Raw genomic sequence first — 26,408 nt, forward strand, 5'->3', positions numbered from 1 at the left:
CGATCCCATGACCGCACAGCTCACCTCCCGCCCGCTCCAGCGCTCGTCCGCGGCTCGGCCCGTCGAGGTCCTGCCGTCCGCTCCCGAGCCGATGAACGCGTTCGGCGAGGCGCGCATCGTCCGCACCCGTCTGCGCCTCACGCGCCGCGGCCGCGCCGTGGTGGCCGCTCTGGGGGCCCTGCCGATCGTGGCGGGCGCCTTCGCCTTCGGGCTCAACGGCGGTGGAGCGGTCGCGTCGAGCGACGCCGCTGCAGTCGAGTTCCAGTACGTCACCGTCCACGCGGGCGAGTCGCTCTGGTCGCTCGCCGAGGAGCTCGCCCCGCAGGCGGACCCGCGCGACGTGGTCGACGACATCCTCTCCCTCAACCAGCTCTCGAGCGCGGGCGTCGAGCCCGGGCAGCGCCTCGCCGTCCCGGCCGAGTACGACATCGCTCGCTGAGCCGGGCTGCCCGGTCGTCCGCGTCGGGCGCTTCGCTACCATTCCCTGGTGACGACTCTCGACGACCTGCCCCTCCGCGACGACCTCCGAGGCAAGCACCCGTACGGCGCACCCCAGGCGGTCGTGCCCGTCGCCCTCAACGTCAACGAGAACACCCACCCGGTCCCGGACGACGTGATCGCCGACATCGTCGGGCGGGTCACGGAGGCGCTGCGCACCGTCAACCGGTACCCCGACCGCGAGTTCCGAGAGCTGCGCGACTCCCTCGCCGGCTACCTCGGTCACGGGCTCACCGCGGACGGCGTGTGGGCTGCGAACGGATCGAACGAGGTGCTCCAGCACGTCCTTCAGGCGTTCGGCGGTCCCGGGCGCTCGCTGCTGGGGTTCGCGCCCACCTACTCGATGTACTCGATCCTCGCGTCGGGGAGCGGAACGGAGTGGATCCCCGCTCCGCGCGAGGCGGAGTTCGAGATCGGAGCCGAGCACGCCGCGGAGCAGGTGCGCCGGGCCCGGCCCGACATCGTCTTCCTCTGCGCGCCGAACAACCCGACCGGGACGCCGCTCGACCTCGCCGTGATCGAGGCGGTCTACGACGCGACCGACGGCATCGTCGTCGTCGACGAGGCGTACGCCGAGTTCGCCGGCAGGGGCGCTCCCACCGCGCTGAGCCTCCTCCCCGGGCGACCGCGCCTGCTCGTGTCCCGCACCATGAGCAAGGCCTTCGCCTTCGCCGGTGTCCGCCTGGGCTACCTCGCCGCCGACCCCGCGGTGATCGACGCGCTCCGCCTCGTCCGCCTCCCGTACCACCTGTCGGCCCTCACCCAGGCCGCCGCGACCGCCGCCCTCGCTCACGCCGACGAGATGCTCGCCATGGTCGGCGAGATCATCGTGCAGCGCGACCGGATGATCGACGGACTGCGCGCCCTCGGCTACCGCCCGTACGCGACCGGCAGCAACTTCGTCCTCTTCGGCGGTGTCGCGGATCCGGCCGCCGTGTTCGAGGGCCTGCTCGCCCGCGGCGTCCTCATCCGCGACGTCGGCATCCCGAACCACCTCCGTGTCAGCGCCGGCACCGAGGAGGAGACGACCGCGTTCCTCGAGGCGCTCGCCTCCCTCCCCGCACCGTCGGCCGACCCCACGGTGGCGCTCTCGCGCGAGTGAGCTCCGCCCGGGGGCGGCGACGCGGCGCGAATAGACTGGGAGGCATGACCTCCCCGAGCGCCGCACCCGGGCGCACCGCCTCCCTCAGCCGTGCCACCAGCGAGTCGAGCATCGAGCTCTCCCTCGACCTCGACGGCACGGGCGTCGCCGATCTCGAGACCGGCGTGCCCTTCTTCGACCACCTGCTGACGGCGTTCGCGAAGCATTCGCTCACGGACCTGCGCGTCCGGGCCCGCGGCGACATCGAGATCGACATCCACCACACCGCGGAGGACATCGGCATCGTACTGGGCACGGCCATCCGACAGGCTCTCGGCGACAAGGCCGGGATCTCACGCTTCGGCGACGCGCTCGTCCCCCTCGACGAGGCGCTCGTGCAGGCGGTCGTCGACATCTCGGGGCGCCCCTACCTCGTGCACACCGGCGAGCCGGAGGGCTTCGCGCTGCACCTGATCGGCGGCCACTTCACCGGGTCGATGGTGCGCCACGTCTTCGAGGCGATCGCGTTCAACGCCGGCCTCACCGTGCACGTCACGGTGCTCGGCGGCAGGGACCCGCACCACATCGCCGAAGCGGAGTTCAAGGCGTTCGCCCGCGCCTTCCGTCAGGCCAAGGCCCTCGATCCGCTCGTCTCCGGCGTGCCGTCGACGAAGGGCGCGCTGTGAGCTCGGCCCGCCCCTCCGTCGTGGTCTACGACTACGGCTCGGGGAACGTGCACTCCGCCGTCAAGGCGCTCGAGCTCGCCGGGGCCGACGTCGAGCTGACGGGGGACCGGCAGCGGGCGCTGGAGGCGGACGGCCTCCTCGTGCCCGGCGTCGGCGCCTTCGACGCCGTGATGTCGGCGCTGACCCGCGCCCGCGGCGGCGAGATCATCGAGAAGCGCCTCGCCGGCGGGCGCCCCGTCCTGGGCATCTGCGTCGGGATGCAGGTGCTCTTCGAGCGCGGCGTCGAGCGCGGGGTCGAGAGCGAGGGCCTGGGCGAGTGGCCGGGGACGGTGGACCTCCTCCCGGCCGAGGTCGTCCCGCACATGGGCTGGAACACCGTCTCCGCTCCCGAGGGCTCGGTGCTCTTCGACGGCATCGCCGAGGAGCGCTTCTACTTCGTGCACTCCTACGGCGCCCGCGAGTGGTCGCTCGACGTGATGCCCCCGTTCCCGCGTCCCGCGGTCACCTGGGCCGATCACGGAGGCCCCTTCATCGCCGCGGTCGAGAACGGGCCGCTCTCGGCCACGCAGTTCCACCCCGAGAAGTCGGGGGCCGCCGGGCTCCGGCTGCTGGCCAATTGGCTGGGCACCCTCCGCACGAACTAGGATCGGCCGGTGGTCGGCGCCTCCAGGGGCCGGCACCGGCTCCGAGACTGAGGATGACGATGAGCGAGTTCACCAAGGCCCCGGGCCTGGTCCTCCTGCCTGCGATCGACGTGGCGGGCGGCAGGGCCGTGCGGCTCACGCAGGGCGAGGCCGGGACCGAGACCAACTACGGCGACCCGATCGACGCCGCGGGCGATTGGGCCGACCAGGGCGCGGAGTGGATCCACCTCGTCGACCTCGACGCCGCCTTCGGCCGCGGCGACAACCACGGCATCATGAAGAAGGTCATCCGGCAGGTGAAGGGCGTGAACGTCGAGCTCTCCGGCGGGATCCGCGACGACCGCAGCCTCGAGTCCGCGCTGAGCGCCGGCGCGAAGCGCATCAACCTCGGCACCGCGGCGCTCGAGAACCCCGAGTGGGCCGCGAGCGTCATCGCGCAGTACGGTGACCAGATCGCCGTCGGGCTCGACGTCCGGGGCACCACGCTCGCCGCGCGCGGCTGGACCAAGGAGGGCGGCGACCTCTGGCAGGTCCTCGACCGCCTGGAGGAGGCCGGCTGCACCCGCTACGTCGTCACCGACGTCACGAAGGACGGCACGCTCAAGGGCCCGAACCTCGAGCTCCTCGAGCAGGTCATGGCCCGCACCCACCGCCCCGTGATCGCCTCGGGCGGCATCTCGAACCTCGACGACATCGCCGCTCTGCGCGACCTCGTGCCCCAGGGGCTCGAGGGCGCGATCGTCGGCAAGGCGCTGTACGCGGGCGCGTTCACGCTCGCGGAGGCCCTGGATGTCGCATCCGAGTGAGCCCCGCCCGCTCCCGGCGCATCTGACCGACTCCGCCGGCACTCCCTGGGCGGGCCGGCACTTCGAGCCGAGCGCAGCACCGGAGGACGACGGGAGCGCCCCGGAGGCGCTGGTCGCCGCGCTCGAGTCCTTCACCCGCGGCATTCGCGGCCCGGAGGCCGTGGTCGACGCGCTCCGCACGTCCCGCCTGCTCATCCCTCTGGTCGCCCGCCTCGGCGAGGAGGCCGAGGGGGTCGGGGGACTCCGGGCGGACAAGACGCAGGAGCTCGCGATCGTCACGGTCGCCGGACCCGACGGCCGCACGGTGCTCCCCGTCTTCAGCGGCGTCGAGAGCATGCGCCGGTGGGACCCGGCCGCCCGTCCCGTCCCTGTCGACGGGCGCCGCGCGGCCCTGGCGGCCGTCGCGGAGGGCACCGAGGTGATGGTCCTCGACCCCGCGTCCGAGCGGGCGTTCGCGGTCCGGCGCCCGGCGCTCTGGGCGATCGCGGAGGGCGGCGACTGGCGGCCGGCCCCCGCCGATGCGGAGGTGCTCCGGGCTCTGCGCGCGGCTGCGGAGGGGGAGCGGGCGGTCGTCTCGCTCGAGGTGCGCGCGGGAGATCCGGAGCAGCGCCTGGCGGGGCCCGAGCTCGTGGTGGTCCTGAGCCTGCGCCCGGGGCTCGATCAGGACGCGCTCGGCGCCCTCGTCGCGCGCCTGGGGGAGCGGTGGGCGGCGGACGAGACCGTCGCGCAGCGCGTCGACTCGATGACGCTGCAGCTCGCCGCCGCCCGCTGACTCCCGATCAGGTGACCGGGCCGGTCCACTTCTCGCCCGGGCCCTTGCCGATCGGGTCGGCGATCGGGGACGCCTCACGGAACGCGAGCTGGAGGGTGCGGAGGCCGTCGCGCAGGCTCCGGGCGTGCATGTCGCTGATGTCGGGCGCCCCGGCCGTGACCAGGCCCGCGAGCGCGTTGATGAGCTTGCGCGCCTCGTCGAGGTCGACCTGCGCTCCGGGCTCGTCGGCGAGCCCGCACTTGACGGCGGCCGCGCTCATCAGGTGCACGGCGGCGGTGGTGATGATCTCCACCGCCGGGACCTCCGCGATGTCGCGCGCGGCCTCCACGTCGGAGGCTCCGCCGTCCTCGCCGAATCGTCGCGTGTAGTCGTCGTCGTACTGGGCCATGGGTCCTTCGTTCGTCGTCCGTGGTGGAGGGGCGCGGCTGCCGCAGCAGAGGATCGAGGGGCGGCCGGATCCGCTCTGTCGGGCGGGCCGCCGGTCTGCTATGGTTGTCCGGGCTCCGAGGCATGTCCTCGGTTCGAAAGTGGAGATTCTCCCACCCGCGCTTGACCGCTTCACAAGGTTACCGGGTCAGAAGCACTCCGCCCCCGAGGGTCGTCAGACCACCGGAGGCAGGGCTGCGGCTCTCGAGGTCGGCCTCGGGAACCGCGTCACAGGGTGCGAGCGCCGTGCTGCAGGCACGACGTGGACGGGACGATCACCTCTCTCGGGTGCGCTGGAGAAGACTCCGGCAGCGCAGCTGCACTCACCGAGATCAGAGGAGAAACGCAATCAGCGATCCCCGTACCAACGACCGTATCCGCGTCCCCGAGGTCCGCCTCGTGGGTCCCGCAGGAGAACAGGTCGGCGTCGTCAAGATCGAGGTCGCCCTGCGACTCGCGCAGGACGCAGACCTGGACCTGGTCGAGGTCGCCCCCAACTCCAAGCCGCCCGTGGCCAAGATCATGGACTACGGGAAGTTCAAGTACGAGCAGGCTCAGAAGCTCAAGGAAGCCCGTCGCAACCAGGCGAACACGATCCTCAAGGAGGTCCGTTTCCGCCTGAAGATCGACAAGCACGACTACGAGACCAAGCGCAAGCGCGCCGAGGGCTTCCTCAAGGCCGGCGACAAGGTCAAGGCGATGATCCTCTTCCGCGGTCGCGAGCAGTCGCGCCCCGAGATGGGCGTCCGCCTGCTCCAGCGCTTCGCGGAGGACGTCGCCGAGTTCGGCCAGGTCGAGTCCACCCCGACCATCGACGGTCGCAACATGGTGATGGTCATCGGCCCGCTGAAGAACAAGTCCGAGGCGAAGGCCGAGGCCAATGCGGTCCGCGCCGCTCGTCGCGAGGCCAACACCCCCGAGGACACGGCCGAGGCCGAGTCCGTCTAGTACTTCGCCGCCCCGGCCTCGGGGCCGGTGGACGCCCCGCTCGCGGGGCACCGGTTTCGCCCCGCCGAGCGCGGAGTGACGTTCACAAGGAGAGAACATGCCCAAGATGAAGACCCACTCGGGTGCCAAGAAGCGCTTCAAGGTGACCGGCTCCGGCAAGGTCATGAAGCAGCAGGCCGGCATGCGTCACAACCTGGAGTCCAAGTCCAGCGTTCGCACGCGCCGCCTCAACCAGGACCAGGTCCTCGCCCCGCAGGACGCCAAGGTCGCCAAGAAGCTTCTCGGTCTGTAGCCCACCGCCGGCGCAGCCCGCTGCGCCGCGTGGTCGCTACTCAGCCGACACGGATCGATAGGAAGAAACAGCAATGGCAAGAGTGAAGAGGGCCGTCAACGCCCACAAGAAGCGTCGCGTCATCCTCGAGCGCGCCTCGGGCTACCGCGGCCAGCGGTCGCGCCTCTACCGCAAGGCGAAGGAGCAGGTCACCCACTCCCTCGTCTACTCGTACCGCGACCGCCGCGCCAAGAAGGGCGAGTTCCGTCGTCTCTGGATCCAGCGCATCAACGCCGCGTCCCGCGCGAACGGCCTGACCTACAACCGCTTCATCCAGGGCCTCGCCCTGGCCGGCGTCCAGGTCGACCGCCGCATCCTCGCGGACCTCGCGATCACCGAGCCGGCCACGTTCGCCTCGCTCGTCGCGACCGCGAAGAGCGCGCTGCCCGCCGACACCTCGGCGCCCAAGGCCGCAGCGTAGTCAGCACGGCTTCCCGGAGGGGGTCGCGACCGAGAGGTCGCGGCCCCCTCCGTCGTTCGAGGGCCCTCCCGCGCCGTGTCTGCGGGGGCGGCGATCACCGCGCCGATAGGCTCGCCGCATGCTCGACAACCCCCGCTCTCCCCGTGTCCGCTCCGTGGCGAAGCTCACCCGCCGCCCGGCCCGGCTCGAGACGGGGCTCTTCCTCCTCGAGGGCCCGCAGGCACTCTCCGAGGCTCTGCAGTACCGCCCGGAGCTGATCGTCGAGTCGTTCGCGACTCCGACCGCTCTGGAGCGGCACCCCGAGATCGTCGCCGCGGCCGCCGAGGCGGAGGTGGAGATCGAGTACGTGACCGAGGACGTCCTCGACGCGATGGCCGACACCGTCACTCCGCAGGGCTTCGTCGCGGTCTGCCGTCAGTTCCCCACGTCGCTCAAGGACGTCGTCGCCTCCGAGCCGCGCCTCGTGGCGGTGCTCGAGGAGGTCCGCGATCCGGGCAATCTTGGCACGATCATCCGCGCCGCCGACGCCGCCGGCGCTGACGCGGTCGTGCTGTCCGGCCGCTCGGTCGACCTCTACAACCCCAAGGTCGTGCGCTCCACGACCGGCTCGCTCTTCCACCTCCCGGTCGCGGTCGGCGCCGACCTCGCCGACGTGCTGGGCCGGCTCCGCGGCGTGGGACTGCGCTCCGTCGCGGCCGACGTGAAGGGGGAGGACCTGCTCGACGTCCGCGCCCGCGGGGACCTCGCCCAGCCGACCGTCTGGGTCTTCGGCAACGAGGCGCGCGGCCTCGAGGAGGAGTCGCTCGCCCTCGTCGACGGCGTGGTCGCGGTGCCCATCTACGGGGCGGCGGAGTCGCTCAACCTCGCGACCGCGGCCTCCGTCTGCCTGTACGAGAGCGCCTTCGCGCTGCGTTCCTGAGAGGAACCGGGCCGAGGGTGCCGCGAACCTGGAGAACAGGGCGCGTTGTTACCCTTCGGTTAAGAATTCCCTCATGATTTGACCGGCCCATCCCCGTGTGCTTCTCTGACGGCATGGTCACAGCCCCGCAAGACGAGCGCGCCGCCGCTCCCGCCGGTGAACCCCTCGTCGTCCTCTCCGGGGTGCAGAAGCACTACGGCGACTTCCAGGCTCTGAAGGACATCGATCTGACGGTGCACCGGGGCGAGGTCGTCGTGGTCCTCGGCCCCTCCGGATCCGGCAAGTCGACGCTCTGCCGCACGGTCAACCGGCTCGAGACGATCTCGGGCGGCACCATCACCATCGACGGTCAGAAGCTCCCGGAGGAGGGCAAGGGCCTCGCCGCGCTGCGCGCCGACGTCGGGATGGTCTTCCAGTCGTTCAACCTCTTCGCGCACAAGACGATCCTCGAGAACGTCACCCTCGGCCCGATCAAGGTCCGCGGGCTCTCCCGCAAGGACGCGGAGGCCCAGGCCACGGCGCTGCTCGACCGGGTCGGCGTCGGCCACCAGGCCGCCAAGACCCCGGCCCAGCTCTCCGGCGGGCAGCAGCAGCGCGTCGCGATCGCGCGGGCGCTGGCGATGAAGCCCAAGGTGATGCTGTTCGACGAGCCGACCTCGGCGCTCGACCCCGAGATGATCAACGAGGTCCTGGACGTGATGGTCGGGCTCGCCAAGGACGGGATGACGATGATCGTCGTCACCCACGAGATGGGCTTCGCCCGGAAGGCCGCCGATCGCGTCGTGTTCATGGCCGACGGCGAGATCCTCGAGGACACCGACCCTGAGTCGTTCTTCACCGCGCCCCGCACCGACCGGGCCAAGGACTTCCTCTCCAAGCTCATCACGCACTAGAAGCGCGATCAGCAGCCACCAGGCAGGTCGGACCCGTGACCCGGGAGCCGACCCGACATCGCCCGCTCCGGCGGGCCGAACCCCAGGAAGGACGATCATGCGCACCAGGCTCATGTTCATGACCGCGGGACTCGCGGCAGCGACCCTCGCCCTCGCCGGCTGCTCCGGCGACGCCGGAACCGCCGGCGGCGGCGCCGGTGGAGGCTCCGAGGGAGGGACCTCCGCGTACGAGGTCGCCTCCGACGTCACTCTCGAGGGCAGCCCGACCTTCGACGCGATGACCGCGGACGGCAAGGTCGTCATCGGCGTCAAGGAGGATCAGCCCGGGCTGGGCTACCTCGACGCGGCGACCGGCGAGCGCTCCGGCTTCGACATCGAGATCGCCAAGTGGACCGCCGCCTCGCTCGGCTTCGCGGCCGACGCCATCGAGTTCCAGGCGATCCCGTCGGCCAACCGCGAGGCGTCGATCGTGAACGGCGACATCGACTACTACGTCGGCACCTACTCGATCACCGACAAGCGCAAGGAGCAGGTCGGCTTCGCCGGACCCTACTTCGAGACCGGCCAGCAGCTGCTCGTCGCGGCCGACAACGACACGATCACCGGACCGGACGACCTCACCGCCGACACCACCGTGTGCTCGGCCACCGGCTCCACCCCGATCCAGAACATCCGCACCAACTACCCCGAGGTGAAGACCGAGGAGTTCGACACGTACTCGCAGTGCGTGGACGCCCTCTCCGACGGCACCGTCGACGCCGTCACCACCGACGGCGCGATCCTGATCGGTTACGCCGCTCAGAAGCCCGACGAGCTCAAGGTCGTCGGAGAGCCCTTCAGCACCGAGCTCTACGGCATCGGCCTGCCGAAGGACGACGACGCCCTGCGCCACTTCGTCAACGGCATGCTGACCGACGGCGGCGAGACCTGGAGCGCCATCTACGACGAGACGCTCGGCCAGTCCGGCACGACCGTCACCCAGCCGGCGGTGAACGACTACTAGGAGGCGCCCCGGGCGGCCCGACCGCCGCCCGGGGGTCCCCTCTCCTCGACCACCACCACCGCTCCGACAGAAGGGCCAGCCGCATGGATGTCCTGTTGAACAACCTCGACGTCTACGTCCCGGCCTTCGGCAACACCCTGATCCTCTTCAGCGTCTCGCTCGTGTTCGCCCTGCTGATCGGCACGGTGGTCGGCGCGATGCGCGTCTCGCCCGTCCCGATCGCCCGCGCGGTCGGTACGGTGTACGTGAACACCATCCGGAACACCCCGCTCACGCTGGTGATGTTCTTCTTCGCCTTCGGCTACCCCAAGCTCGACCTGCCGCAGGTGGACTACACGAACCTGGCGATCTGCGCCCTCAGCCTCTACACCGCGACCTACGTCGCGGAGGTACTGCGGTCGGGCATCAACACCGTGCCGATCGGCCAGGCCGAGGAGGCCCGCGCGATCGGCCTCGACTTCGGCCTCACGATGACGCAGGTCGTCCTGCCCCAGGCCTTCCGCTCCGTGATCCCGCCGCTCATGAGCGTCCTGATCGCGCTGCTGAAGAACACCACCGTCGCCGCCGGCTTCTCGGTCGCGGAGGCGGGCACCATCGTCCGCGTGCTCAACGAGCGCGGCGAGAACAGCCTCATCGTCGTCCTCTGGGTGGCCCTGGTCTTCGTGGTCCTGGTCACCCTGCTCTCGCTCGTCCAACGTCAGCTCGAGAAGAAGTGGAGGGTCGCCCGATGAGCTCCGTCCTCTTCGACAACCCCGGCCCCCGGGCCGTCGTGCGCAACCGCGTCATCGGCGTCGTCGTCGTCCTGCTGATCGCGGCCTTCCTCGGCTTCGTGGTCTGGCGCTTCGCGGAGTCCGGCCAGTTCGACGCCTCCAAGTGGCGCGCGTTCGGCTACCCGCTGGTCTGGCAGAGCATCGGCGGCGCCCTCGGCCGCACGCTCGCGGCCTTCGCCACGGCGGGCGTCGCCAGCCTCGTCCTCGGCCTCCTCCTGGCGATCGGCCGGCTCTCGGACCGGCGCTGGATCAACGTCCCCGTCACGCTCTTCATCGAGCTGTTCCGGGCGATCCCCGTCCTGATCCTGATGATGCTGATGTACTACGGCCTGCCGTTCGCGGGCCTCAAGCTCAGCCCCTACCTCGCCGTCGTCATCGCCCTGACCCTCTACAACGGCTCCGTCTTCTCCGAGATCTTCCGCGCCGGCATCGAAGCCCTCCCGCGAGGACAGAAGGAGGCGGGCTACGCGATCGGCCTGCGCAAGTCCGGCGTGATGCGGCTCATCCTGTTCCCCCAGGCGATCCGCTCGATGCTGCCCGTGATCATCGCCCAGCTCGTCGTCGCCCTCAAGGACACGGCGCTCGGCTCGATCATCACCTACAACGAGCTTCTGTACTACGCGCGCTACCTGGGCAACCAGTCGAGCCTCGACAGCCCGATCATCCCGGCGGCGATCGTCATCGGAGCGATCTACATCGGCATCTGCCTCCTCCTCTCGGGGCTGGCGAAGTGGATCGAGATCCGCACCAAGAGCGGCGGACGCGGCGGCCGCACCATCGGCGGCCACCCCGCAGCCCGCGCGCAGACGGACACGCAGCTCATCGCTGTGCAGGACTGAACTGTGAGGATCGCCCGAGGGCGATCCTCACCGCGGTCGGCTTCCTGACGGGGTCGGGTTCCGCAGAGCGTCCTGCGTCCGGCTACGGAGAATCGCTGACACGCGATTCTCCTGTTCGCCTCGAGGGTCCGGCGATCGCTCAGCGCATCGAGCGGTGGTGCTCCGCTCCGGCGTCGTCGACGCGGAGGCGGTGGTGATCGGGGAGTCGCGATCGGTCCGGGCGTCTTCTCGTCCTCCCGCCCGGCGGTGCCCCCCCTCCTGCCGGTCGAGCAGCCTCCGACCCCGGCGTAGCGAGAACCCGCCCCTGCTGGTCGAGCAGCGCCGGTGGCGGGGCTTCGAGAGCCGTCGGCGCAGACGGGGGCCTGGCCGCGGGCGAGCGCGACGAGCACCGCGCGCGGGCGGCGGGAGGGGGCGGAGGCCCTCGCCTACACTGGGGGATCGTGTCAGACAGCAACCCGATCACCGACGAGGCCGTCTCCGCGGCGGTCGCCGACGCCCTCGCCGCCATCGGCGCGGCGGGCGACTCCGCCGCTCTGAAGTCCGCCCGAGCCGCCCACCTCGGCGAGGGGTCCGCCCTCGCCCGCCTCAACGCGCAGATGCGCTCCGTCCCGCCCGAGCACAAGGCGGCGTCCGGCAAGCTCGTCGGCGGTGCCCGCAAGCAGGTGGGCGACGCCTACGCGGCCCGCGAGGCCGAGCTCGTCGAGGCCGAGGACGCGGCCGCGCTCGAGGCCGAGCGCGTGGACGTCACCGCCGGCGCCAGCTTCGTGCGCCGCGGCGCCCGCCACCCCCTCTCGCTCCTCCAGGAGTCGATCGCCGACGTGTTCGTCGGGATGGGCTGGGAGATCGCGGAGGGGCCGGAGCTCGAGAACGAGTGGTTCAACTTCGACGCCCTGAACTTCGACGAGGACCACCCGGCCCGCGCCATGCAGGACACCTTCTTCGTCGACCCCGTCGACTCGCACCTGGTGCTGCGCACGCACACCTCGCCGGTGCAGATCCGCTCGATGCTCGAGCGCCCGCTGCCGCTCTACGTGATCGCTCCCGGACGGGTGTACCGCACCGACGAGCTCGACGCGACGCACACGCCCGTGTTCACGCAGTTCGAGGGTCTCGCCGTCGACCGCGGCCTGACCATGGCGCACCTGCGGGGCACCCTCGAGCACGTCGCGCGGATCCTCTTCGGCGACGACGCGCGCATCCGCCTGCGCCCGAACTACTTCCCCTTCACCGAGCCCAGCGCCGAGCTGGACGTCTGGCACCCGACCTTCGTCGGCGGTGCCCGCTGGATCGAGTGGGGCGGCTGCGGCATGGTCAATCCGAACGTGCTGCGCGCGGCCGGGATCGACCCGGAGGAGTACTCCGGGTTCGCCTTCGGCATGGGGATCGAGCGGACCCTGATGTTCCGCAACGACGTGAAGGACATGCGCGACATGGTCGAGGGCGACGTCCGCTTCAGCGAGCAGTACGGGATGGTGATCTGATGCGAATCCCGCTGAGCTGGCTGGGGGAGTACGTCGACCTCGAGCAGGACGTCACGACGGAGTCCGTGCACGCGGCCCTGGTGTCGGTCGGCCTGGAGGAGGAGGACGTCCACCGGTTCGAGGTGACCGGGCCCGTCGTCGTCGGTGAGGTGCTCGACCTCGCTCCGGAGCCGCAGAAGAACGGCAAGACCATCAACTGGTGCCACGTCCGCGTGGCCCCGGAGGGCGCGCGTGCCGCCGACGGCGGAGAGGACGTCCGCGGCATCGTCTGCGGAGCCCACAACTTCGCGGCCGGCGACAAGGTCGTCGTGTCACTGCCGGGCGCGGTCCTGCCCGGGCCGTTCCCGATCTCCGCGCGGAAGACCTACGGGCACGTGTCCGACGGGATGATCGCCTCGAGCCGCGAGCTCGGCCTCGGGGACGACCACGACGGCATCCTCCGCCTCGCCTCACTCGGGCTCGACCCGGAGCCGGGCACGGACGCCGTCGCGCTCCTCGGTCTCGACGACGCCGCGGTCGAGGTCAACGTGACGCCCGACCGCGGCTACGCCTTCTCGATCCGCGGCATCGCCCGCGAGTACGCCCACGCCACCGGAGCCGCCTTCCGCGACCCCGCTCGGGCGCTCCCTCCGCACGAGCGCACGGAGACGGCGCCCGTCTTCCCCGTGTCCGTGGCCGACGAGGCGCCGATCCGCGGCCGTGTCGGCGCCTCCGTGTTCGTCACGCGCGTCGTCCGGGGCGTCGACGTCTCGCGACCGACGCCGCCGTGGATGCTCGCGCGACTGCGCCTGGCCGGCGTCCGCTCGATCTCGCTCGTCGTGGACATCACCAACTACGTGATGTTCGAGCTGGGCCAGCCGCTGCACGGCTACGACCTGGCGACCCTGCAGGGCGGCATCGTGGTGCGCCGCGCCGCACCGGGGGAGACCCTCGAGACGCTCGACGGCCAGACCCGGCGCCTGCACGTGGAGGACCTCGTCATCGCCGACGACGGCGGGGCGATCGGCCTCGCCGGAGTGATGGGGGGCGCGCGCACCGAGATCTCGGACGCCACGTCCGACGTCCTGCTCGAGGCGGCGAACTTCGACCCGGTCTCGATCGCCCGGACGGCTCGCCGGCACAAGCTGCCGAGCGAGGCGTCGCGGCGCTTCGAGCGCGGCGTCGACCCCGAGGTGGCCTCGGTCGCCGCGGCCCGCGCGGTGCAGCTGCTCGTGGAGCTCGCCGGCGGCACGGCGGACGAGCTCGGCTCGGTCCTGGCCGACCCGCGCACGGCGGAGCCGGTCGAGCTGCCGGACGGCTACGTCGCAGGCCTCATCGGCGTGGAGTACACCCCGGAGGAGATCCGCGGCGCGCTCGTCGAGATCGGCGCCTCCGTCGAGGCCGGCGGAGCGGGCCTGCTGGTGACTCCGCCGAGCTGGCGCCCCGACCTCGTCGACCGCGCCTCGCTCGCGGAGGAGGTCGCCCGCATCACCGGGTACGACCGCATCCCGGCGATCCTGCCCGTGGCGCCTCCCGGCCGCGGGCTGACCCCGGGCCAGCGGCTGCGCCGCACCCTCGCCCAGGCGCTCGCCGCCGCGGGTCTGACCGAGGTGCTCTCGTACCCGTTCCTCTCGCGCTCGATCAACGACCGGCTCGGCTCGGTCGTCGGGGAGCCGCAGGAGCAGATCACGCTCGCCAACCCGCTCGACGCGACCGCGGGCCAGCTGCGGATCTCTCTGCTGCCGGGTCTCGTGCAGGTCGCGGCCCGCAACCGCTCGCGCGGCCTGACGGATCTCGCGGTCTACGAGCTCGGCTCCGTCTTCCTCCCGGTTGCCGGCCGCCCGTTCGGCTCGGGGGCGCTCCCTGCGGGCGGGACGCGTCCGTCCGCGGAGGTCGAGGCCGAGCTGAACGCGGGCATTCCGCCGCAGCCGCGGCACCTCGCGGCGCTGCTCACGGGTGCCGCCGTCGTGCGCCAGCCCGGTGTCGCCGGGCGTGACGTCGACTGGCGCGACGCCCTCGACGTGGTCCGCGAGGTCGCCGCAGCGACCGGCACCGAGCTCGTGCTGCGCCAGGGGGCCCACGCCGCGCTGCACCCGGGCCGCACCGCCGAGGTCGTGCTCGACGGCGCGGTCATCGGGCACGCGGGGGAGCTGCTCCCGGCGCTCGCCGAGGAGCTCGACCTCCCGCGCCGCGTCGCCGTGGTCGAGCTCGACCTCGAGCCGCTGCTCGCGCGGGCCGGGAGGGTCGTCGTGGCCCGTCCGGTGGGCGCGCTGCCCGCCGCGACCCAGGACCTCTCGCTCGTCGTGCCGGTCGGCATCGCGGCAGCCGACGTGCGCGCCGCCGTCGCCGAGGGGGCGGGCGAGCTGCTCGAGGCGATCCGCCTGGTCGACGACTACCGCGGCACCGGGCTCGCCGAGGGGACGAAGTCGCTGACGTTCGCGCTGCGCTTCCGCGCGCCGGACCGCACGCTCACCGCGGCCGAGGCGACGGCCGCGAAGGAGAACGGCGTGGCCGTGGCGGCGGAGCGCTTCGGCGTCCGACTCCGCGAGTGAGGCCGGGGGTCCCGTCCGGCTCGGCCGGGCGGGGCCCCGCACCCGCACCGGCTAGGCTCTCGGGCATGACTTTCTCCGTGGCGGTGGCCGGTGCGAGCGGCTACGCGGGCGGCGAGCTGCTGCGACTGCTCGCCGACCACCCCGAGTTCGAGGTGCGCACGGTGACGGCGCACGCCAACGCGGGTCAGCCCCTCATCGCCGTGCACCCGCACCTCCGCTCGCTCCGCGACCTCGTCCTCGTCGACACGACGACCGGGAACCTCGCCGGGCACGACGTCGTCTTCCTCGCCCTCCCGCACGGGAAGTCGGGCGAGATCACCGCGACCCTCCCCGAGGACGTCCTCGTCGTCGACTGCGGCGCCGACCACCGCCTGACCGACCCGCAGGACTGGGCCGACTTCTACGGGGGCGACTTCGCCGGGGCCTGGCCCTACGGGCTCCCGGAGCTGCTGATCGGCGGCGGCGGACGCAAGCAGCGCGAGGCGCTCGCCGGAGTGCGGCGCATCGCCGTCCCCGGCTGCAACGTCACGGCGATCACGCTCGGCCTGGCCCCCGGTCTGCACGCCGGAGTGATCGAGTCGTCGGACCTCGTCGCGGTCCTCGCCGTCGGCCCCTCGGGTGCGGGCAAGAGCCTGCGGACCGACCTCCTCGCCAGCGAGCTCCTCGGCTCCGCGCACGCCTACGGCCTCGGCGGAGCGCACCGTCACAATCCCGAGATCCGGCAGAACCTCCTGCTCGCCGGAGCCGGACCCGTCTCGATCTCGTTCACGCCGGTCCTCGTGCCGATGTCCCGGGGCATCCTGGCGACCTCGACCGCGCGCCTCGCTCCCGGCGTCTCGGCGCAGGACGTGCGCGCGGCGTGGGAGACCGCCTACGGCGACGAGACCTTCGTCCAGCTGCTCCCGGAGGGCTCCTTCCCCCGGACGGCCGACGTGGTAGGGGCGAACACCGCTCTGATCGGACTCGCCGTGGACGAGCGGGCCCGCCGCGTCGTGGTCGTCTCGGCCATCGACAACCTCGTCAAGGGCACCGCGGGCGCAGCCGTCCAGTCCACCAACATCGCCCTGGGACTCCCGGAGTCCCTCGGCCTGAGCGTGAACGGAGTCGCGCCGTGAGCGTCACCGCAGCAGCAGGGTTCCGGGCGGCGGGAGTCGTCGCCGGGCTGAAGTCGACCGGAGCGCGCGACGTCGCGCTCGTGCAGAACCTCGGCCCGCTGCAGAGCGCCGCCGCGGTCTTCACGAGCAACCGCTGCAAGGCGAACCCCGTCCTCTGGAGCGAGCAGGTGATGCGCGACGGCGTCGTCTCGGCGATCGTCCTCAACTCCGGCGGCGCCAACTGCTACACGGGTGCTCAGGGCTTCCAGGTCACCCACCGCACCGCGGAGCTCGTGGGCGAGAGCCTCGAGGTGTCCGCCGGCGACGTGCTGGTGTGCTCCACCGGGCTGATCGGCGACCAGCTCGACCTCGCGAAGCTCGCCCCCGGCGTGACCGGCGCCTCCGCCGAGCTCGCCGGGGGACCCGAGGCGGGCGAGGCGGCCGCCCGCGCGATCATGACCACCGACACGGTCCCGAAGCAGGCGGTTATCCGCTCCGAGCAGGGCTGGAGCATCGGCGGCATGGCCAAGGGCGCCGGGATGCTCGCGCCGGGTCTGGCGACGATGCTGGTCGTGATCACGACCGACGCGGCCCTCGAGTCCGCCGCTCTCGACACCGCCCTGCGTGCCGCGACCCGCGTCACCTTCGACCGCCTCGACTCGGACGGCTGCATGTCGACGAACGACACCGTCGCACTGCTCGCGAGCGGCGCCAGCGGCGTCGAGGCCGACGCCGACGAGTTCACCGAGGCCCTGACCGCGGTCTGCCGCGACCTCACCCTGCAGCTGCAGGCCGACGCGGAGGGCGCCGCCCACGACGTCGCGATCCGCGTGCTGAACGCCGCGACCGAGGACGAGGCCGTGGTCGTCGCCCGCGCCGTCTCCCGCAGCAACCTGTTCAAGGCCGCGATCTTCGGCAAGGACCCCAACTGGGGCCGCGTCCTCGCCGCCGTGGGCACGACCGATGCGCAGTTCGACCCGTACGGCATCGACGTCGCGATGAACGGGGTGCAGGTCTGCCTCGCGGGCGAGCCGCACGAGAGCCGCGACCTCGTCGACCTCGCCCCTCGGCAGGTCGCCGTCGACATCGACCTGCACGCCGGCGACGCGACGGCCACGATCTGGACCAACGACCTCACGCACGACTACGTGCACGAGAACTCCGCGTACTCGAGCTGAGGCGGCCATGAGCGACGACACCACCCTCTCGGCCGAGAGCCGCGCCGAGCGCGACGCCGCACCCGGGAAGGCCGCGACGCTCATCGAGTCGCTGCCCTGGCTGCAGAGCTTCCACGGGCGCACGATGGTGATCAAGTTCGGCGGCAACGCGATGGTGTCGGAGGAGCTGCGGCGCTCCTTCGCCCAGGACATGGTCTACCTGCGCTACGCCGGGATCCGCCCCGTGGTCGTCCACGGCGGTGGGCCCCAGATCTCGCGGATGCTCGACCGGCTCGGGATCGAGAGCGAGTTCCGGGGCGGCTACCGGGTCACGAGCCCCGAGGCGATGGAGGTGGTGCGGATGGTGCTCACCGGCAGCATCAGCCGCGACATCGTCCGCCGGATCAACGAGCACGGCCCCCTCGCCGCCGGCATCTCCGGTGAGGACGCGGGCCTCTTCGTCGGCCGCCGCCGCGGTGTCGTGATCGACGGCGAGGAGCACGACCTCGGACTCGTCGGAGACGTGATCGCCGTGGATCCCGCCGCCGTCCTCGCTCAGCTCGAGGCCGGCCGGATCCCGGTCGTGTCCTCGATCGCCCCCGACTCGGACGACCCCACGCAGTCGCTGAACGTCAACGCCGACGCCGCCGCCGCCGCGCTGGCCGTCGCGCTCGGCGCCGAGAAGCTCGTCGTCCTCACCGATGTGGCCGGCCTCTACTCCGACTGGCCCGACCGCGAGTCGCTCGTCTCGCACATCCGCTCGGACGACCTCGCGGCTCTGCTGCCCTCGCTCGAATCGGGCATGATCCCCAAGATGACCGCCTGCCTCGACGCCGTGCGCGGGGGAGTGCCCAAGGCCGCCATCATCGACGGCCGCATCCCGCACTCGATCCTGCTCGAGGTGTTCACCTCGGAGGGCATCGGCACCGAGGTCGTCGCCTCGCTCGACCCCCGCGACCGGGAGCGAATGTCGGGCCGCTGATCCTCAGCGGCCCCGGCTCCGAGCGTCCGTCCCGTCCGGGACGCGCGCACCGTCGGCCCTCGCGGCCGGACCGCTCCGATCGAAAGGCCACCATGTCCATCCCCACGACCGCGTCCCGCACCGGCTCGGCGCGCGACCGCTACTCCGCCGCGATGATGCAGACCTTCGCGCCGCCGCTCGCCGTGCTCGAGCGCGGCGAGGGCTGCCGGGTCTGGGACGTCGACGGGCGGGAGTACCTCGACTTCCTCGGCGGCATCGCCGTCAACTCGCTCGGCCATGCGCATCCCGTGTTCGTCGAGGCCGTGACGCGCCAGGCCGGTGCGCTCGCCCACGTCTCCAACTACTTCGCGACCGCCCCGCAGATCGAGCTCGCCGAGACCCTGCGCCGCCTGACCGGGGCCGGGGAGACGGGCCGCGTCTACTTCGCCAACTCGGGCACCGAGGCCAACGAGGCGGCCTTCAAGCTGGCGCGGCTGAATGCGGCCGGCGGCCGGCACCGCGTCCTGGCGCTGCAGAACGCGTTCCATGGGCGGACGATGGGCGCGCTCGCGCTGACCGGCAAAGCGGCCATGCGCGCGCCGTTCGAGCCGATGCCGGGAGGGGTCGAGCACCTCGAGGCGAGCATCGAGGCCCTCGAGGCGGCTCTCGACGAGTCCGTCGCCGCGCTGATCGTCGAGCCCATCCAGGGGGAGGCGGGCGTCATCCCGCTGCCGGCCGGCTACCTCGAGCGCGCGCGTGAGCTCACCCGCGAGCACAGCGCGCTGCTCATCGTCGACGAGATCCAGACCGGGGTCGGGCGGACCGGACGCTGGTTCGCGTACCAGGAGGCGGGGATCCTGCCCGACGCCGTCACCCTGGCCAAGGGGCTCGGCGGAGGCTTCCCCGTCGGAGCGCTGGTGACCTTCGGCGAGGCGTCCGACCTCCTGCAGAAGGGCCACCACGGCAGCACCTTCGGCGGCAATCCGCTCGCGACCGCCGTGGCCGGAGCCGTGCTCGCCGAGATCGAGCGCGCCGACCTTCTCGGCAACGCGCGGGAGCGCGGGGCGCAGATCGTCGACGCGCTGACCGCTCTCGACTCGCCCCTGATCGGAGGGGTTCGCGGCGCGGGCCTCCTCCTGGGCATCGCCCTGACCCGGCCGGTCGCCGCCGAGCTCGCCGCCGCCTGCCTCGACGCCGGCCTGATCGTGAACGCGGCGAACGACTCGAGCATCCGGCTCGCGCCTCCGCTCGTGGTGACCGCCGCCGACGTCGCCGAGTTCGCCGAGCGCTTCGGCCGCGCACTGCAGACCCTCTGACCCCGTACCTCCACCGAAAGCGACCAGCACCGTGACCCGCCACTTCCTCCGCGACGACGACATCACTCCCGCCGAGCAGGCCGAGATCCTCGACCTCGCCCTCGAGCTCAAGCGCGACCGCTTCTCCCGGAAGCCCCTCGCCGGGCCGCAGACCGTCGCCGTGATCTTCGACAAGTCCTCCACGCGCACCCGCGTCTCCTTCGCGGTCGGCATCGCCGATCTCGGCGGAAGCCCCCTGATCATCTCGACCGCGAGCAGCCAGCTCGGCGGCAAGGAGACCGCCTCCGACACGGCGCGGGTCCTGGAGCGCCAGGTCGCCGCCATCGTGTGGCGCACCTACGCGCAGTCGGGCCTGGAGGAGATGGCGCGCAGCACGCGCGTGCCGGTCGTCAACGCGCTGTCGGACGAGTTCCACCCGTGCCAGCTCCTCGCCGACCTGCTGACCATCCGCGAGCACCGCGGTCGCCTCGCCGGACTCACGCTCACGTTCTTCGGCGACGGAGCGAGCAACATGGCGCACTCGTACCTCCTGGCGGGGGCCACGGCCGGCATGCACGTCCGCATCGTCTCCCCGGAGTCGTACTCGCCGGACGCGGCGGTCCTGGCCGATGCGCAGCGCATCGCCGCGACCACCGGCGGATCGGCGATCACCACGACCGACCCCGACGAGGGCGCGGCCGGCTCCGACATCGTGATCACGGACACGTGGGTGTCGATGGGCAAGGAGGACGAGAAGGCGGCGCGCGTCGCGACCTTCGGCGCCTACCGGGTCGACGCCGCCACGATGGCCGCTGCCGCTCCCGACGCGCTGTTCCTGCACTGCCTGCCCGCGGACCGCGGCTACGAGGTGACCGCCGACGTGATCGACGGCCCGCAGAGCGTGATCTGGGACGAGGCGGAGAACCGCCTGCACGCGCAGAAGGCCCTGCTCGTGTGGCTCCTGGAGCGCGCCGGCACCGCCGACGCCGCTCAGTAGACTCGACAGCCGAACCCGAGGAGAACCATGACGGAACGACCCTCCGCCCGCGCGGGCGAGGCCGGAGCCCTCTGGGGCGGCCGCTTCGCCGGCGGCCCCTCGCCCGAGCTCGCCGCGCTCTCGAGGTCGACCCACTTCGACTGGCAGCTCGCCCCCTACGACCTCGCCGGCTCCCGCGCCCACGCCCGGGCGCTCGCCGGAGCGGGCTACCTCGACGACGCCGAGCTCACCGCGATGCTCGCGGCGCTCGACCGGCTCGAGGCTGCCGTCGCCGATGGGAGCTTCGCCGCCGACGAATCCGACGAGGACGTGCACGGCGCCCTGGAGCGCGGCCTGATGCTCGAAGCCGGTCCCGAGCTCGGCGGCAAGCTCCGCGCGGGGCGCTCGCGCAACGACCAGATCGCCACCTTCGTCCGGATGTACCTCCGCGACCACGCGGCGCTCGTCTCGGAGCTGGTGGTGCAGCTCATCGACGCCCTCGCCGCGCAGGCGTCGGCGCACCCGACGGCGATCATGCCCGGGCGCACACACCTCCAGCACGCTCAGCCCGTGCTCCTCGCGCACCATCTGCTCGCCCACGGCTGGGCGCTGCTGCGCGATCTGGAGCGCCTGCGGGACTGGGCCGTCCGGGCGGACGTCTCGCCCTACGGCTCGGGCGCCCTCGCCGGCTCGACCCTCGGCCTGGACGCCGAGGCCGTCGCCCGCGATCTCGGCTTCGCGTCGAGCGTGCCGAACTCGATCGACGGGACGGCCAGCCGCGACCTCGTTGCCGAGTTCGCCTTCGTCACCGCCATGATCGGGATCGACGTCTCGCGCATCGCGGAGGAGGTCATCCTCTGGAACACGCGGGAGTTCGCCTTCGTCACGCTCGACGACGGCTACTCGACCGGGTCCTCGATCATGCCGCAGAAGAAGAACCCCGACATCGCCGAGCTCGCCCGGGGGAAGTCCGGCCGCTTGATCGGCAACCTCACCGGGCTGCTCGCGACCCTCAAGGCGCTGCCGCTCGCCTACAACCGCGACCTGCAGGAGGACAAGGAGCCGGTCTTCGACTCGGTGACGACCCTCGAGGTGCTGCTGCCCGCGTTCAGCGGCATGATCGCGACCCTCACCTTCCACACCGACCGGATGGCGGAGCTCGCGCCCCAGGGCTTCTCCCTCGCGACCGACGTGGCCGAGTGGCTCGTGAAGAAGCACGTGCCCTTCCGGGACGCCCACGAGATCACCGGTGAGCTGGTCAAGCTGGCGGAGTCGCAGGGGAGGGGGCTCGAGGATCTCGACGCCGCCGCGCTCGCCTCGGTGTCGCCGCTGCTCACTCCAGACGTGCGGTCCGTCCTCAGCATCGAGGGATCGGTGGCGAGCCGGGACGGTGTCGGCGGCACGGCTCCCGACCGCGTCGCGGAGCAGCTCGCCCGGCTGACCGAGCGCGTCCGGGTCGTGCGCGGATCCCTCCGAGGGGAACGCCCGTGACTCTTCGAGGAGCGCCGGGCGACGACGGCCGTCCGCCGCTGCGCCCCTGGCAGCAGCGGACTCTGGTGCTCGTCGCCGCAGTCGTCATCGTCGCGGTGATCGTGATCACCCTCGTGTCGGGCCAGAGCTTCTTCTGAGCGCCGACCTCCCCGACCTCGCGCGCTCGGCCCTCGAGGTGGCACCGGAGCTGCTCGGCCGCGTCCTCCTGCACCGCACGCCGGAGGGCGTGGTCGGCGTCCGGCTGACCGAGGTCGAGGCGTACCTCGGAACCGGTGAGGATCCGGGCTCGCATGCGCACCGCGGACCGACACCCCGGACGGCTCCCATGTTCGGTCCGCCCGGGTCCGTGTACGCGTACTTCACCTACGGGATGCACACCTGCGTGAACATCGTCTGCTCCCCGGCGGGCACGGCGTCGGCGGTGCTGCTGCGCGCCGGCGAGGTCGTATCGGGGGAGGATCTCGCGATGATCCGGCGCGGACCCGTTCGCAGCCGGGATCTGGCCCGCGGACCCGCACGGCTGGCGAAGGCCCTCGGAGTCCGTCTCACCGAGTCGGGCGACCCGCTCGAGGCGGCGTTCGAGCTGCTGCCGGGGGAGAGGCCGTCCTCCGTGGCGGCGGGCCCGCGCACCGGAGTCTCGGGCCCGGGCGGCGGGGACGACTTCCCGTGGCGCTTCAGCATCCCGGGCGACCCCACCGTCTCGCCCTACCGGAGAGCAGTGCCCCGGCGGCGGCCCGGAGCTCAGCCCGCGAGGTAGAGCCGGGCGAGAACGCCGAGAGCCGCCGCCCAGGCGAGGCTCGCCAGCGTGCCGATGATGAACCGCTCGCGCGCCTCCGGGGAGGCGAGCTCGCTGAAGCGGCCGACGCCCTTGATCGCCACCACGACCGCGATCCCCTCGGGGAGACCGCTCATCAGTGCGCCGGCCGTCGCGATCCGCTCGAGGACCCCGATCGTCGTCCCCCCGCGCAGCACCTCGATCGGCTGGCCGATCGCCGAGGGCGCGCTCCCGGCGGCGGGGCGGGAGGTTCCGGCGACCATGATGCCGCCGTGGCTGCCGCTGCGGGAGTCGGCCGTCGCGAGCCGGAGGGTGAGCAGCACGACCGGCCCGCCGCCCGCGATCGCCAGCGCGAAGGCCAGCACCGCCACCAGGACGGAGTGGATCGGGGGCGCGGACGGTCCGGCGACCGCCGTGAGCAGGAAGGCGGCGGCCGCCGCCACGAGGGGGATCCAGGCGAGCTGCGGACGGCGAAGGCGCACGGCGAGCACCGCACCGGCGAGTCCGGCGAGCAGCACGAGCACCACGCCCGTCCACGAGGCGGACTGCAGCGCGGAGGCGAGGAGCAGGGCGGGGGATCCGGGGGGTGCCGTCATCGGGGTGTCCTCTCGTCGGTGGGGTCGAGCGTACGGTCGACCACTGTCAGCAGGCGCGCGAGCGCGTCACGGGCGGGAGCGTCGACTCGAGCACTCGCCGCGCGGACCCGGAGGCTGACCGCCTGCGGGCTGACGGCGAGGCGCTCGGCCGCATCCTTCTGGGAGAGGCCGCTCTCGAGCAGGTCGACGATCTGCCAGCCGGCCTCGGAGCGCGCGTCGCGCAGCAGGAGGAGCGGATCGATCAGCGACTGGACGTCCGCCGGTGCCGGCGCCGCCGTTCCCGGTGCGTCCGGATCGAGGGAGAAGCGCGTCGGCCGGCCCTTCGCCGCCTCGACCGCCCGGCGCGCCGCGAAGTACGCCTCCCCGGTCGCCGCTCTCGTGGTCGCGGGGAGTGGCCGGTCGACCGGGCCGATCCCGAGGCCGATGCTCCAGTGGCCGGTCCGGTGCAGCTCGAGCACGAGCGCGACGACGGCATCGGCCCGGTCGAGCACGCACTGGAACTCGTCGCCCGCCGTCCGCTCCGGGGGCAGGACGAACGACGCCCGACCGTCGTCGATCAGGCTCGCGATCGCCTGGTCCACGCGGTCGTGGTCGTGCCTGCTGTCGCGCTGATCCGCGGTGATGACGAACATCGGACCTCCTCGATCAAGTATCGGCACTTGATCGCCCCGGATCAAGCCTGTGCACTTGACTCCCGGAGACCGGCTCCTTCCCGCCGCGGTAGCCTGGTCGGGTGATCGACCAGCACCTCCCCGGGTCCGCGACGAGCCCGCGGCTCGACCCCGCCTTCGACTCCGTGTGGGACGAGCTGGTCTGGCGAGGCTCGGTGCACGTGTCGACCGATGCGGGAGCGTTGCGCGAGCTGCTGTCGGGGGAGCCGATCACCTACTACTGCGGGTTCGACCCGACCGCGCCCAGCCTCCACCTCGGGAACCTGGTGCAGCTGATCGTCATGCGCCGGCTCCAGCTGGCCGGGCATCGGCCGCTCGGGCTCGTCGGCGGCTCGACCGGGCTGATCGGGGATCCGCGTCCGACGGCCGAGCGGACGCTGAACTCGCGCGAGACGGTGACGGCGTGGGTCGAGCGCCTCCAGGCGCAGGTGTCCCGGTTCGTTCCCGCGGGCGGCGACAACGGGCTGCGCCTGGTCAACAACCTCGACTGGACCGCTCCGCTGTCGGCGATCGACTTCCTGCGGGAGATCGGGAAGCACTTTCGTGTGGGGACGATGCTCAAGAAGGACGCGGTCAGCGCCCGCCTCAACTCCGACGCGGGGATCAGCTACACCGAGTTCAGCTACCAGATCCTGCAGGGACTCGACTACCTGGAGCTCTACCGGCAGTACGGGTGCGTCCTGCAGACCGGCGGCAGCGACCAGTGGGGCAACCTGACGAGCGGGACCGACCTGATCCATCGCACGGAGGGCGTGTCGGTCCACGCGATCGGCACACCGCTGGTGATGAACTCCGACGGCACCAAGTTCGGCAAGAGCGAGGGCAACGCCGTCTGGCTCGACTCCGAGCTCACCAGCCCGTACGCGTTCTACCAGTTCTGGGTCAACACGGACGACCGTGACGTCGCCGACCGCCTGCGGATCTTCACCTTCCTGCCGCGCACGGAGATCGAGCGCCTGGAGAAGGCCGCTGCCGACGAGCCGTTCCGCCGGGAGGCGCAGCGCGCGCTCGCCTGGGAGGTCACGTCGCTGGTGCACGGAGCGGAGGCGACGCGCTCGGTGATCGACGCCTCGGCCGCGCTCTTCGGCAAGGGCTCGCTCGAGGGGATCGACCCGGTCATCCTCCGCGGCGCACTCGAGGCGGTGCCCTCGATGGAGGCGACCCCGGAGACGCCGGCGCTGCAGGCGTTCGTCGAGACCGGACTCGTCGCCAGCACGGGGGAGGCGCGGCGGGCTCTCGCCCAGGGCGGGCTCTCGGTGAACAACACCGCCCTCCCGTCCGAGACCGTCACGCTCGGCGAGCTCCCGTTGATCGATGGGATCGCCGTCCTCCGTCGCGGCAAGAAGAGCTTCGCCGGGGCCTTCGTCCGCTGACCGCGTGCCCGCTCTCCTCGAGCGGACGCGGACGATGACGGCGTCGGCGGTCTCATCAGCTCGGTGTCCGGTAGCCGGTAGCCGGTAGCCGGTAGCCGGTAGCCGGTAGCCGGTAGCCGGTAGCCGGTAGCCGGTAGCCGGTAGCCGGTAGCCGGTAGCCGGATGTCCGGCGTCGGGTACCGAGTCGGACACTCAGCGACGCAGAGCCCTTAAATCGCGACACGCCCGGGACGCAGGCGATTTGCCGCTCGGCCGAGGCCCGACGTAATGTAACTCCTCGTCACCCCAAAGGAGCGGCAAGCGGGAGTCAGGCGCAGAGCGTCGAGACCAGCTGGCCCACCTCAAGCGGGGACCATCCCCTCGCTCCCAGGCCTGTTAGAGATTCGTCTCTTGAAGACTGCGGGATCGCGAGCGTAAGATGCAAAGCCTCCACGGGACACGGTCCCGGCTTCGTTGCAAGGCCTCACGGCCGAGCCCGGTGCAGCGGTGCGGTCCTCGATCGCGCAGCGAACACCACGAAGAAGCCGGACTTGACACGGCCTGCGGATGTGCTAAGTTAGTCGAGTTGCCACGGAGGCGATCGGGACTTCGATTCCGACAAGCCTAACCGGTCTCGGCAAGCAAGACAAATCGAGTGGCTCACGCCCTCGTACAGCAATCTTCGATCACTTTCGTTGTGAAGCACCGTTCTGGTGTGGAGGCGGGATGTGTCCGATTCTTGAGAACTCAACAGCGTGCACTATGTTCAATGCCAATTTTATACCCCGGCCTCGATCTTCGGATCGGGTTGGGATTCCTTTGGAAATTGATGTCAGCTTCCGACTTTCGGGTCGGAGAGATGTCTTATTTGCTAGAGGTCAAACTTGACTCCCCTTCTCTTCGGGGTTGGGGGTCGTAATTTTTTTACGGAGAGTTTGATCCTGGCTCAGGACGAACGCTGGCGGCGTGCTTAACACATGCAAGTCGAACG

28 protein-coding genes and 1 rRNA gene are annotated in these 26,408 nt (G+C 71.9%); 26 read left to right on the forward strand and 3 right to left on the reverse strand.

All coding sequences use genetic code 11. From position 1 onward, the window contains the following. Positions 1-7 precede the first annotated feature (7 nt). Genes C5C35_RS05410 through C5C35_RS05435 form a run of 6 tightly spaced genes read left to right on the forward strand, consistent with a single transcriptional unit; the run spans position 8 to position 4,487 of the window. Positions 8-439, forward strand: a complete 432-nt coding sequence (locus C5C35_RS05410; protein WP_308470736.1) for a LysM peptidoglycan-binding domain-containing protein — start codon at positions 8-10, stop codon at positions 437-439. 48 nt (positions 440-487) lie between these two features. Next, positions 488-1,600: a histidinol-phosphate transaminase gene (locus tag C5C35_RS05415; RefSeq protein ID WP_181027239.1), complete on the forward strand. Its 1,113-nt coding sequence runs from the start codon at positions 488-490 to the stop codon at positions 1,598-1,600. Positions 1,601-1,644: 44 nt separating this feature from the next. Continuing rightward, positions 1,645-2,265, forward strand: coding sequence for an imidazoleglycerol-phosphate dehydratase HisB (gene hisB / locus C5C35_RS05420; RefSeq protein WP_104224484.1), 621 nt, complete (start codon positions 1,645-1,647; stop codon positions 2,263-2,265). Further along, positions 2,262-2,909: an imidazole glycerol phosphate synthase subunit HisH gene (hisH, locus tag C5C35_RS05425; RefSeq protein ID WP_104224485.1), complete on the forward strand. Its 648-nt coding sequence runs from the start codon at positions 2,262-2,264 to the stop codon at positions 2,907-2,909. Before hisB ends, hisH begins: the two co-directional genes overlap by 4 nt. Before the next feature lie 59 nt (positions 2,910-2,968). After that, positions 2,969-3,715 (forward strand): bifunctional 1-(5-phosphoribosyl)-5-((5-phosphoribosylamino)methylideneamino)imidazole-4-carboxamide isomerase/phosphoribosylanthranilate isomerase PriA, encoded by a 747-nt coding sequence (priA, locus tag C5C35_RS05430; protein WP_104224506.1) that lies wholly within the window; start codon positions 2,969-2,971, stop codon positions 3,713-3,715. Beyond that, positions 3,699-4,487: an SseB family protein gene (locus tag C5C35_RS05435; protein WP_104226311.1), complete on the forward strand. Its 789-nt coding sequence runs from the start codon at positions 3,699-3,701 to the stop codon at positions 4,485-4,487. Before priA ends, C5C35_RS05435 begins: the two co-directional genes overlap by 17 nt. A gap of 7 nt (positions 4,488-4,494) precedes the next feature. Here the strand turns inward: C5C35_RS05435 and C5C35_RS05440 are convergent, their stop codons facing one another. Next, on the reverse strand, positions 4,495-4,875 hold the full coding sequence (locus C5C35_RS05440) for a DUF1844 domain-containing protein (RefSeq protein ID WP_104313470.1): 381 nt from the start codon (positions 4,873-4,875) through the stop codon (positions 4,495-4,497). Positions 4,876-5,312: 437 nt separating this feature from the next. On the opposite strand from C5C35_RS05440, the gene infC reads away from it, so the two are divergent. The 18 genes from infC to C5C35_RS05525 all read left to right on the forward strand — a co-directional run bounded on the left by infC (position 5,313) and on the right by C5C35_RS05525 (position 22,780). After that, entirely contained in the window at positions 5,313-5,861 is a 549-nt protein-coding gene (gene infC, locus C5C35_RS05445) for a translation initiation factor IF-3 (protein WP_374952931.1), read from the forward strand. A gap of 97 nt (positions 5,862-5,958) precedes the next feature. Then, entirely contained in the window at positions 5,959-6,153 is a 195-nt protein-coding gene (gene rpmI, locus C5C35_RS05450) for a 50S ribosomal protein L35 (protein ID WP_055793295.1), read from the forward strand. A gap of 73 nt (positions 6,154-6,226) precedes the next feature. Beyond that, the gene (gene rplT, locus C5C35_RS05455) at positions 6,227-6,613 is read left to right on the forward strand and encodes a 50S ribosomal protein L20 (RefSeq protein ID WP_104224487.1); all 387 of its coding nucleotides are present in this window, start codon (positions 6,227-6,229) and stop codon (positions 6,611-6,613) included. Positions 6,614-6,731: 118 nt separating this feature from the next. Further along, positions 6,732-7,532 carry an RNA methyltransferase gene (locus C5C35_RS05460; RefSeq protein WP_104226312.1) on the forward strand — a complete coding sequence of 267 codons (801 nt, stop codon included), beginning with the start codon at positions 6,732-6,734 and terminating at the stop codon, positions 7,530-7,532. Between the two features lie 113 nt (positions 7,533-7,645). Beyond that, positions 7,646-8,425 carry an amino acid ABC transporter ATP-binding protein gene (locus C5C35_RS05465; protein WP_104224489.1) on the forward strand — a complete coding sequence of 260 codons (780 nt, stop codon included), beginning with the start codon at positions 7,646-7,648 and terminating at the stop codon, positions 8,423-8,425. 97 nt (positions 8,426-8,522) lie between these two features. Then, positions 8,523-9,428 (forward strand): glutamate ABC transporter substrate-binding protein, encoded by a 906-nt coding sequence (locus C5C35_RS05470; RefSeq protein WP_181027238.1) that lies wholly within the window; start codon positions 8,523-8,525, stop codon positions 9,426-9,428. Positions 9,429-9,511: 83 nt separating this feature from the next. Next, positions 9,512-10,159 (forward strand): amino acid ABC transporter permease, encoded by a 648-nt coding sequence (locus C5C35_RS05475; protein ID WP_104262717.1) that lies wholly within the window; start codon positions 9,512-9,514, stop codon positions 10,157-10,159. After that, positions 10,156-11,037 carry an amino acid ABC transporter permease gene (locus C5C35_RS05480; RefSeq protein WP_104224492.1) on the forward strand — a complete coding sequence of 294 codons (882 nt, stop codon included), beginning with the start codon at positions 10,156-10,158 and terminating at the stop codon, positions 11,035-11,037. Before C5C35_RS05475 ends, C5C35_RS05480 begins: the two co-directional genes overlap by 4 nt. 440 nt (positions 11,038-11,477) lie before the next feature. Continuing rightward, a complete protein-coding gene (gene pheS / locus C5C35_RS05485; protein ID WP_104226313.1) occupies positions 11,478-12,518 on the forward strand; it encodes a phenylalanine--tRNA ligase subunit alpha in 1,041 nt (346 codons plus the stop codon). After that, positions 12,518-15,049, forward strand: a complete 2,532-nt coding sequence (gene pheT, locus C5C35_RS05490; RefSeq protein ID WP_104226314.1) for a phenylalanine--tRNA ligase subunit beta — start codon at positions 12,518-12,520, stop codon at positions 15,047-15,049. The genes pheS and pheT overlap by 1 nt, the downstream gene beginning before the upstream one ends. A 65-nt stretch (positions 15,050-15,114) precedes the next feature. Next, a complete protein-coding gene (gene argC, locus C5C35_RS05495; RefSeq protein ID WP_104226315.1) occupies positions 15,115-16,164 on the forward strand; it encodes an N-acetyl-gamma-glutamyl-phosphate reductase in 1,050 nt (349 codons plus the stop codon). Further along, complete coding sequence (gene argJ / locus C5C35_RS05500) at positions 16,161-17,321, forward strand: bifunctional glutamate N-acetyltransferase/amino-acid acetyltransferase ArgJ (protein WP_104226316.1); 1,161 nt, start codon at positions 16,161-16,163, stop codon at positions 17,319-17,321. The genes argC and argJ overlap by 4 nt, the downstream gene beginning before the upstream one ends. 7 nt (positions 17,322-17,328) lie before the next feature. After that, positions 17,329-18,282 (forward strand): acetylglutamate kinase, encoded by a 954-nt coding sequence (gene argB, locus C5C35_RS05505; protein ID WP_104226317.1) that lies wholly within the window; start codon positions 17,329-17,331, stop codon positions 18,280-18,282. Between the two features lie 92 nt (positions 18,283-18,374). Further along, positions 18,375-19,577: an acetylornithine transaminase gene (locus tag C5C35_RS05510; protein ID WP_104226318.1), complete on the forward strand. Its 1,203-nt coding sequence runs from the start codon at positions 18,375-18,377 to the stop codon at positions 19,575-19,577. 31 nt (positions 19,578-19,608) lie between these two features. After that, complete coding sequence (gene argF, locus C5C35_RS05515) at positions 19,609-20,553, forward strand: ornithine carbamoyltransferase (RefSeq protein WP_104226319.1); 945 nt, start codon at positions 19,609-19,611, stop codon at positions 20,551-20,553. A gap of 27 nt (positions 20,554-20,580) precedes the next feature. Further along, positions 20,581-22,023: an argininosuccinate lyase gene (gene argH / locus C5C35_RS05520; RefSeq protein ID WP_104226320.1), complete on the forward strand. Its 1,443-nt coding sequence runs from the start codon at positions 20,581-20,583 to the stop codon at positions 22,021-22,023. Then, the gene (locus tag C5C35_RS16915; RefSeq protein WP_160034127.1) at positions 22,020-22,160 is read left to right on the forward strand and encodes a hypothetical protein; all 141 of its coding nucleotides are present in this window, start codon (positions 22,020-22,022) and stop codon (positions 22,158-22,160) included. The genes argH and C5C35_RS16915 overlap by 4 nt, the downstream gene beginning before the upstream one ends. Then, positions 22,157-22,780, forward strand: a complete 624-nt coding sequence (locus tag C5C35_RS05525; protein WP_104226321.1) for a DNA-3-methyladenine glycosylase — start codon at positions 22,157-22,159, stop codon at positions 22,778-22,780. Before C5C35_RS16915 ends, C5C35_RS05525 begins: the two co-directional genes overlap by 4 nt. Here C5C35_RS05525 and C5C35_RS05530 read toward each other — a convergent pair. Together C5C35_RS05530 and C5C35_RS05535 are read right to left on the reverse strand one after the other, a co-directional pair. Next, on the reverse strand, positions 22,765-23,394 hold the full coding sequence (locus C5C35_RS05530; RefSeq protein ID WP_258059401.1) for a hypothetical protein: 630 nt from the start codon (positions 23,392-23,394) through the stop codon (positions 22,765-22,767). The genes C5C35_RS05525 and C5C35_RS05530 overlap by 16 nt on opposite strands. Next, entirely contained in the window at positions 23,391-24,026 is a 636-nt protein-coding gene (locus C5C35_RS05535; protein WP_104226322.1) for a DNA-binding protein, read from the reverse strand. Before C5C35_RS05535 ends, C5C35_RS05530 begins: the two co-directional genes overlap by 4 nt. Positions 24,027-24,127: 101 nt before the next feature. Here C5C35_RS05535 and tyrS point away from each other — a divergent pair, with 101 nt between their 5' ends. Both tyrS and C5C35_RS05545 read left to right on the forward strand, forming a co-directional pair. Further along, positions 24,128-25,438 (forward strand): tyrosine--tRNA ligase, encoded by a 1,311-nt coding sequence (gene tyrS / locus C5C35_RS05540; protein ID WP_104224503.1) that lies wholly within the window; start codon positions 24,128-24,130, stop codon positions 25,436-25,438. Between the two features lie 902 nt (positions 25,439-26,340). After that, positions 26,341-26,408, forward strand: a 16S ribosomal RNA gene (locus C5C35_RS05545); the annotation flags it as partial.

Origin of the sequence: Rathayibacter sp. AY1F8 (assembly GCF_002932165.1) — a bacterium.
Lineage (GTDB): Bacteria > Actinomycetota > Actinomycetes > Actinomycetales > Microbacteriaceae > Rathayibacter.

What these genes read in the sequence shown, in the direction of transcription:
- C5C35_RS05410 (WP_308470736.1), top strand. Translation starts at nt 8, where the DNA reads ATGACCGCACAGCTCACCTCCCGCCCGCTCCAGCGCTCGTCCGCGGCT.
- hisB (WP_104224484.1), top strand. Translation starts at nt 1,645, where the DNA reads ATGACCTCCCCGAGCGCCGCACCCGGGCGCACCGCCTCCCTCAGCCGT.
- priA (WP_104224506.1), top strand. Translation starts at nt 2,969, where the DNA reads ATGAGCGAGTTCACCAAGGCCCCGGGCCTGGTCCTCCTGCCTGCGATC.
- C5C35_RS05435 (WP_104226311.1), top strand. Translation starts at nt 3,699, where the DNA reads ATGTCGCATCCGAGTGAGCCCCGCCCGCTCCCGGCGCATCTGACCGAC.
- C5C35_RS05440 (WP_104313470.1), bottom strand. Translation starts at nt 4,875, where the DNA reads ATGGCCCAGTACGACGACGACTACACGCGACGATTCGGCGAGGACGGC.
- rpmI (WP_055793295.1), top strand. Translation starts at nt 5,959, where the DNA reads ATGCCCAAGATGAAGACCCACTCGGGTGCCAAGAAGCGCTTCAAGGTG.
- rplT (WP_104224487.1), top strand. Translation starts at nt 6,227, where the DNA reads ATGGCAAGAGTGAAGAGGGCCGTCAACGCCCACAAGAAGCGTCGCGTC.
- C5C35_RS05460 (WP_104226312.1), top strand. Translation starts at nt 6,732, where the DNA reads ATGCTCGACAACCCCCGCTCTCCCCGTGTCCGCTCCGTGGCGAAGCTC.
- C5C35_RS05465 (WP_104224489.1), top strand. Translation starts at nt 7,646, where the DNA reads ATGGTCACAGCCCCGCAAGACGAGCGCGCCGCCGCTCCCGCCGGTGAA.
- C5C35_RS05470 (WP_181027238.1), top strand. Translation starts at nt 8,523, where the DNA reads ATGCGCACCAGGCTCATGTTCATGACCGCGGGACTCGCGGCAGCGACC.
- C5C35_RS05475 (WP_104262717.1), top strand. Translation starts at nt 9,512, where the DNA reads ATGGATGTCCTGTTGAACAACCTCGACGTCTACGTCCCGGCCTTCGGC.
- C5C35_RS05480 (WP_104224492.1), top strand. Translation starts at nt 10,156, where the DNA reads ATGAGCTCCGTCCTCTTCGACAACCCCGGCCCCCGGGCCGTCGTGCGC.
- pheT (WP_104226314.1), top strand. Translation starts at nt 12,518, where the DNA reads ATGCGAATCCCGCTGAGCTGGCTGGGGGAGTACGTCGACCTCGAGCAG.
- argC (WP_104226315.1), top strand. Translation starts at nt 15,115, where the DNA reads ATGACTTTCTCCGTGGCGGTGGCCGGTGCGAGCGGCTACGCGGGCGGC.
- argB (WP_104226317.1), top strand. Translation starts at nt 17,329, where the DNA reads ATGAGCGACGACACCACCCTCTCGGCCGAGAGCCGCGCCGAGCGCGAC.
- C5C35_RS05510 (WP_104226318.1), top strand. Translation starts at nt 18,375, where the DNA reads ATGTCCATCCCCACGACCGCGTCCCGCACCGGCTCGGCGCGCGACCGC.
- argH (WP_104226320.1), top strand. Translation starts at nt 20,581, where the DNA reads ATGACGGAACGACCCTCCGCCCGCGCGGGCGAGGCCGGAGCCCTCTGG.
- C5C35_RS05530 (WP_258059401.1), bottom strand. Translation starts at nt 23,394, where the DNA reads ATGACGGCACCCCCCGGATCCCCCGCCCTGCTCCTCGCCTCCGCGCTG.
- C5C35_RS05535 (WP_104226322.1), bottom strand. Translation starts at nt 24,026, where the DNA reads ATGTTCGTCATCACCGCGGATCAGCGCGACAGCAGGCACGACCACGAC.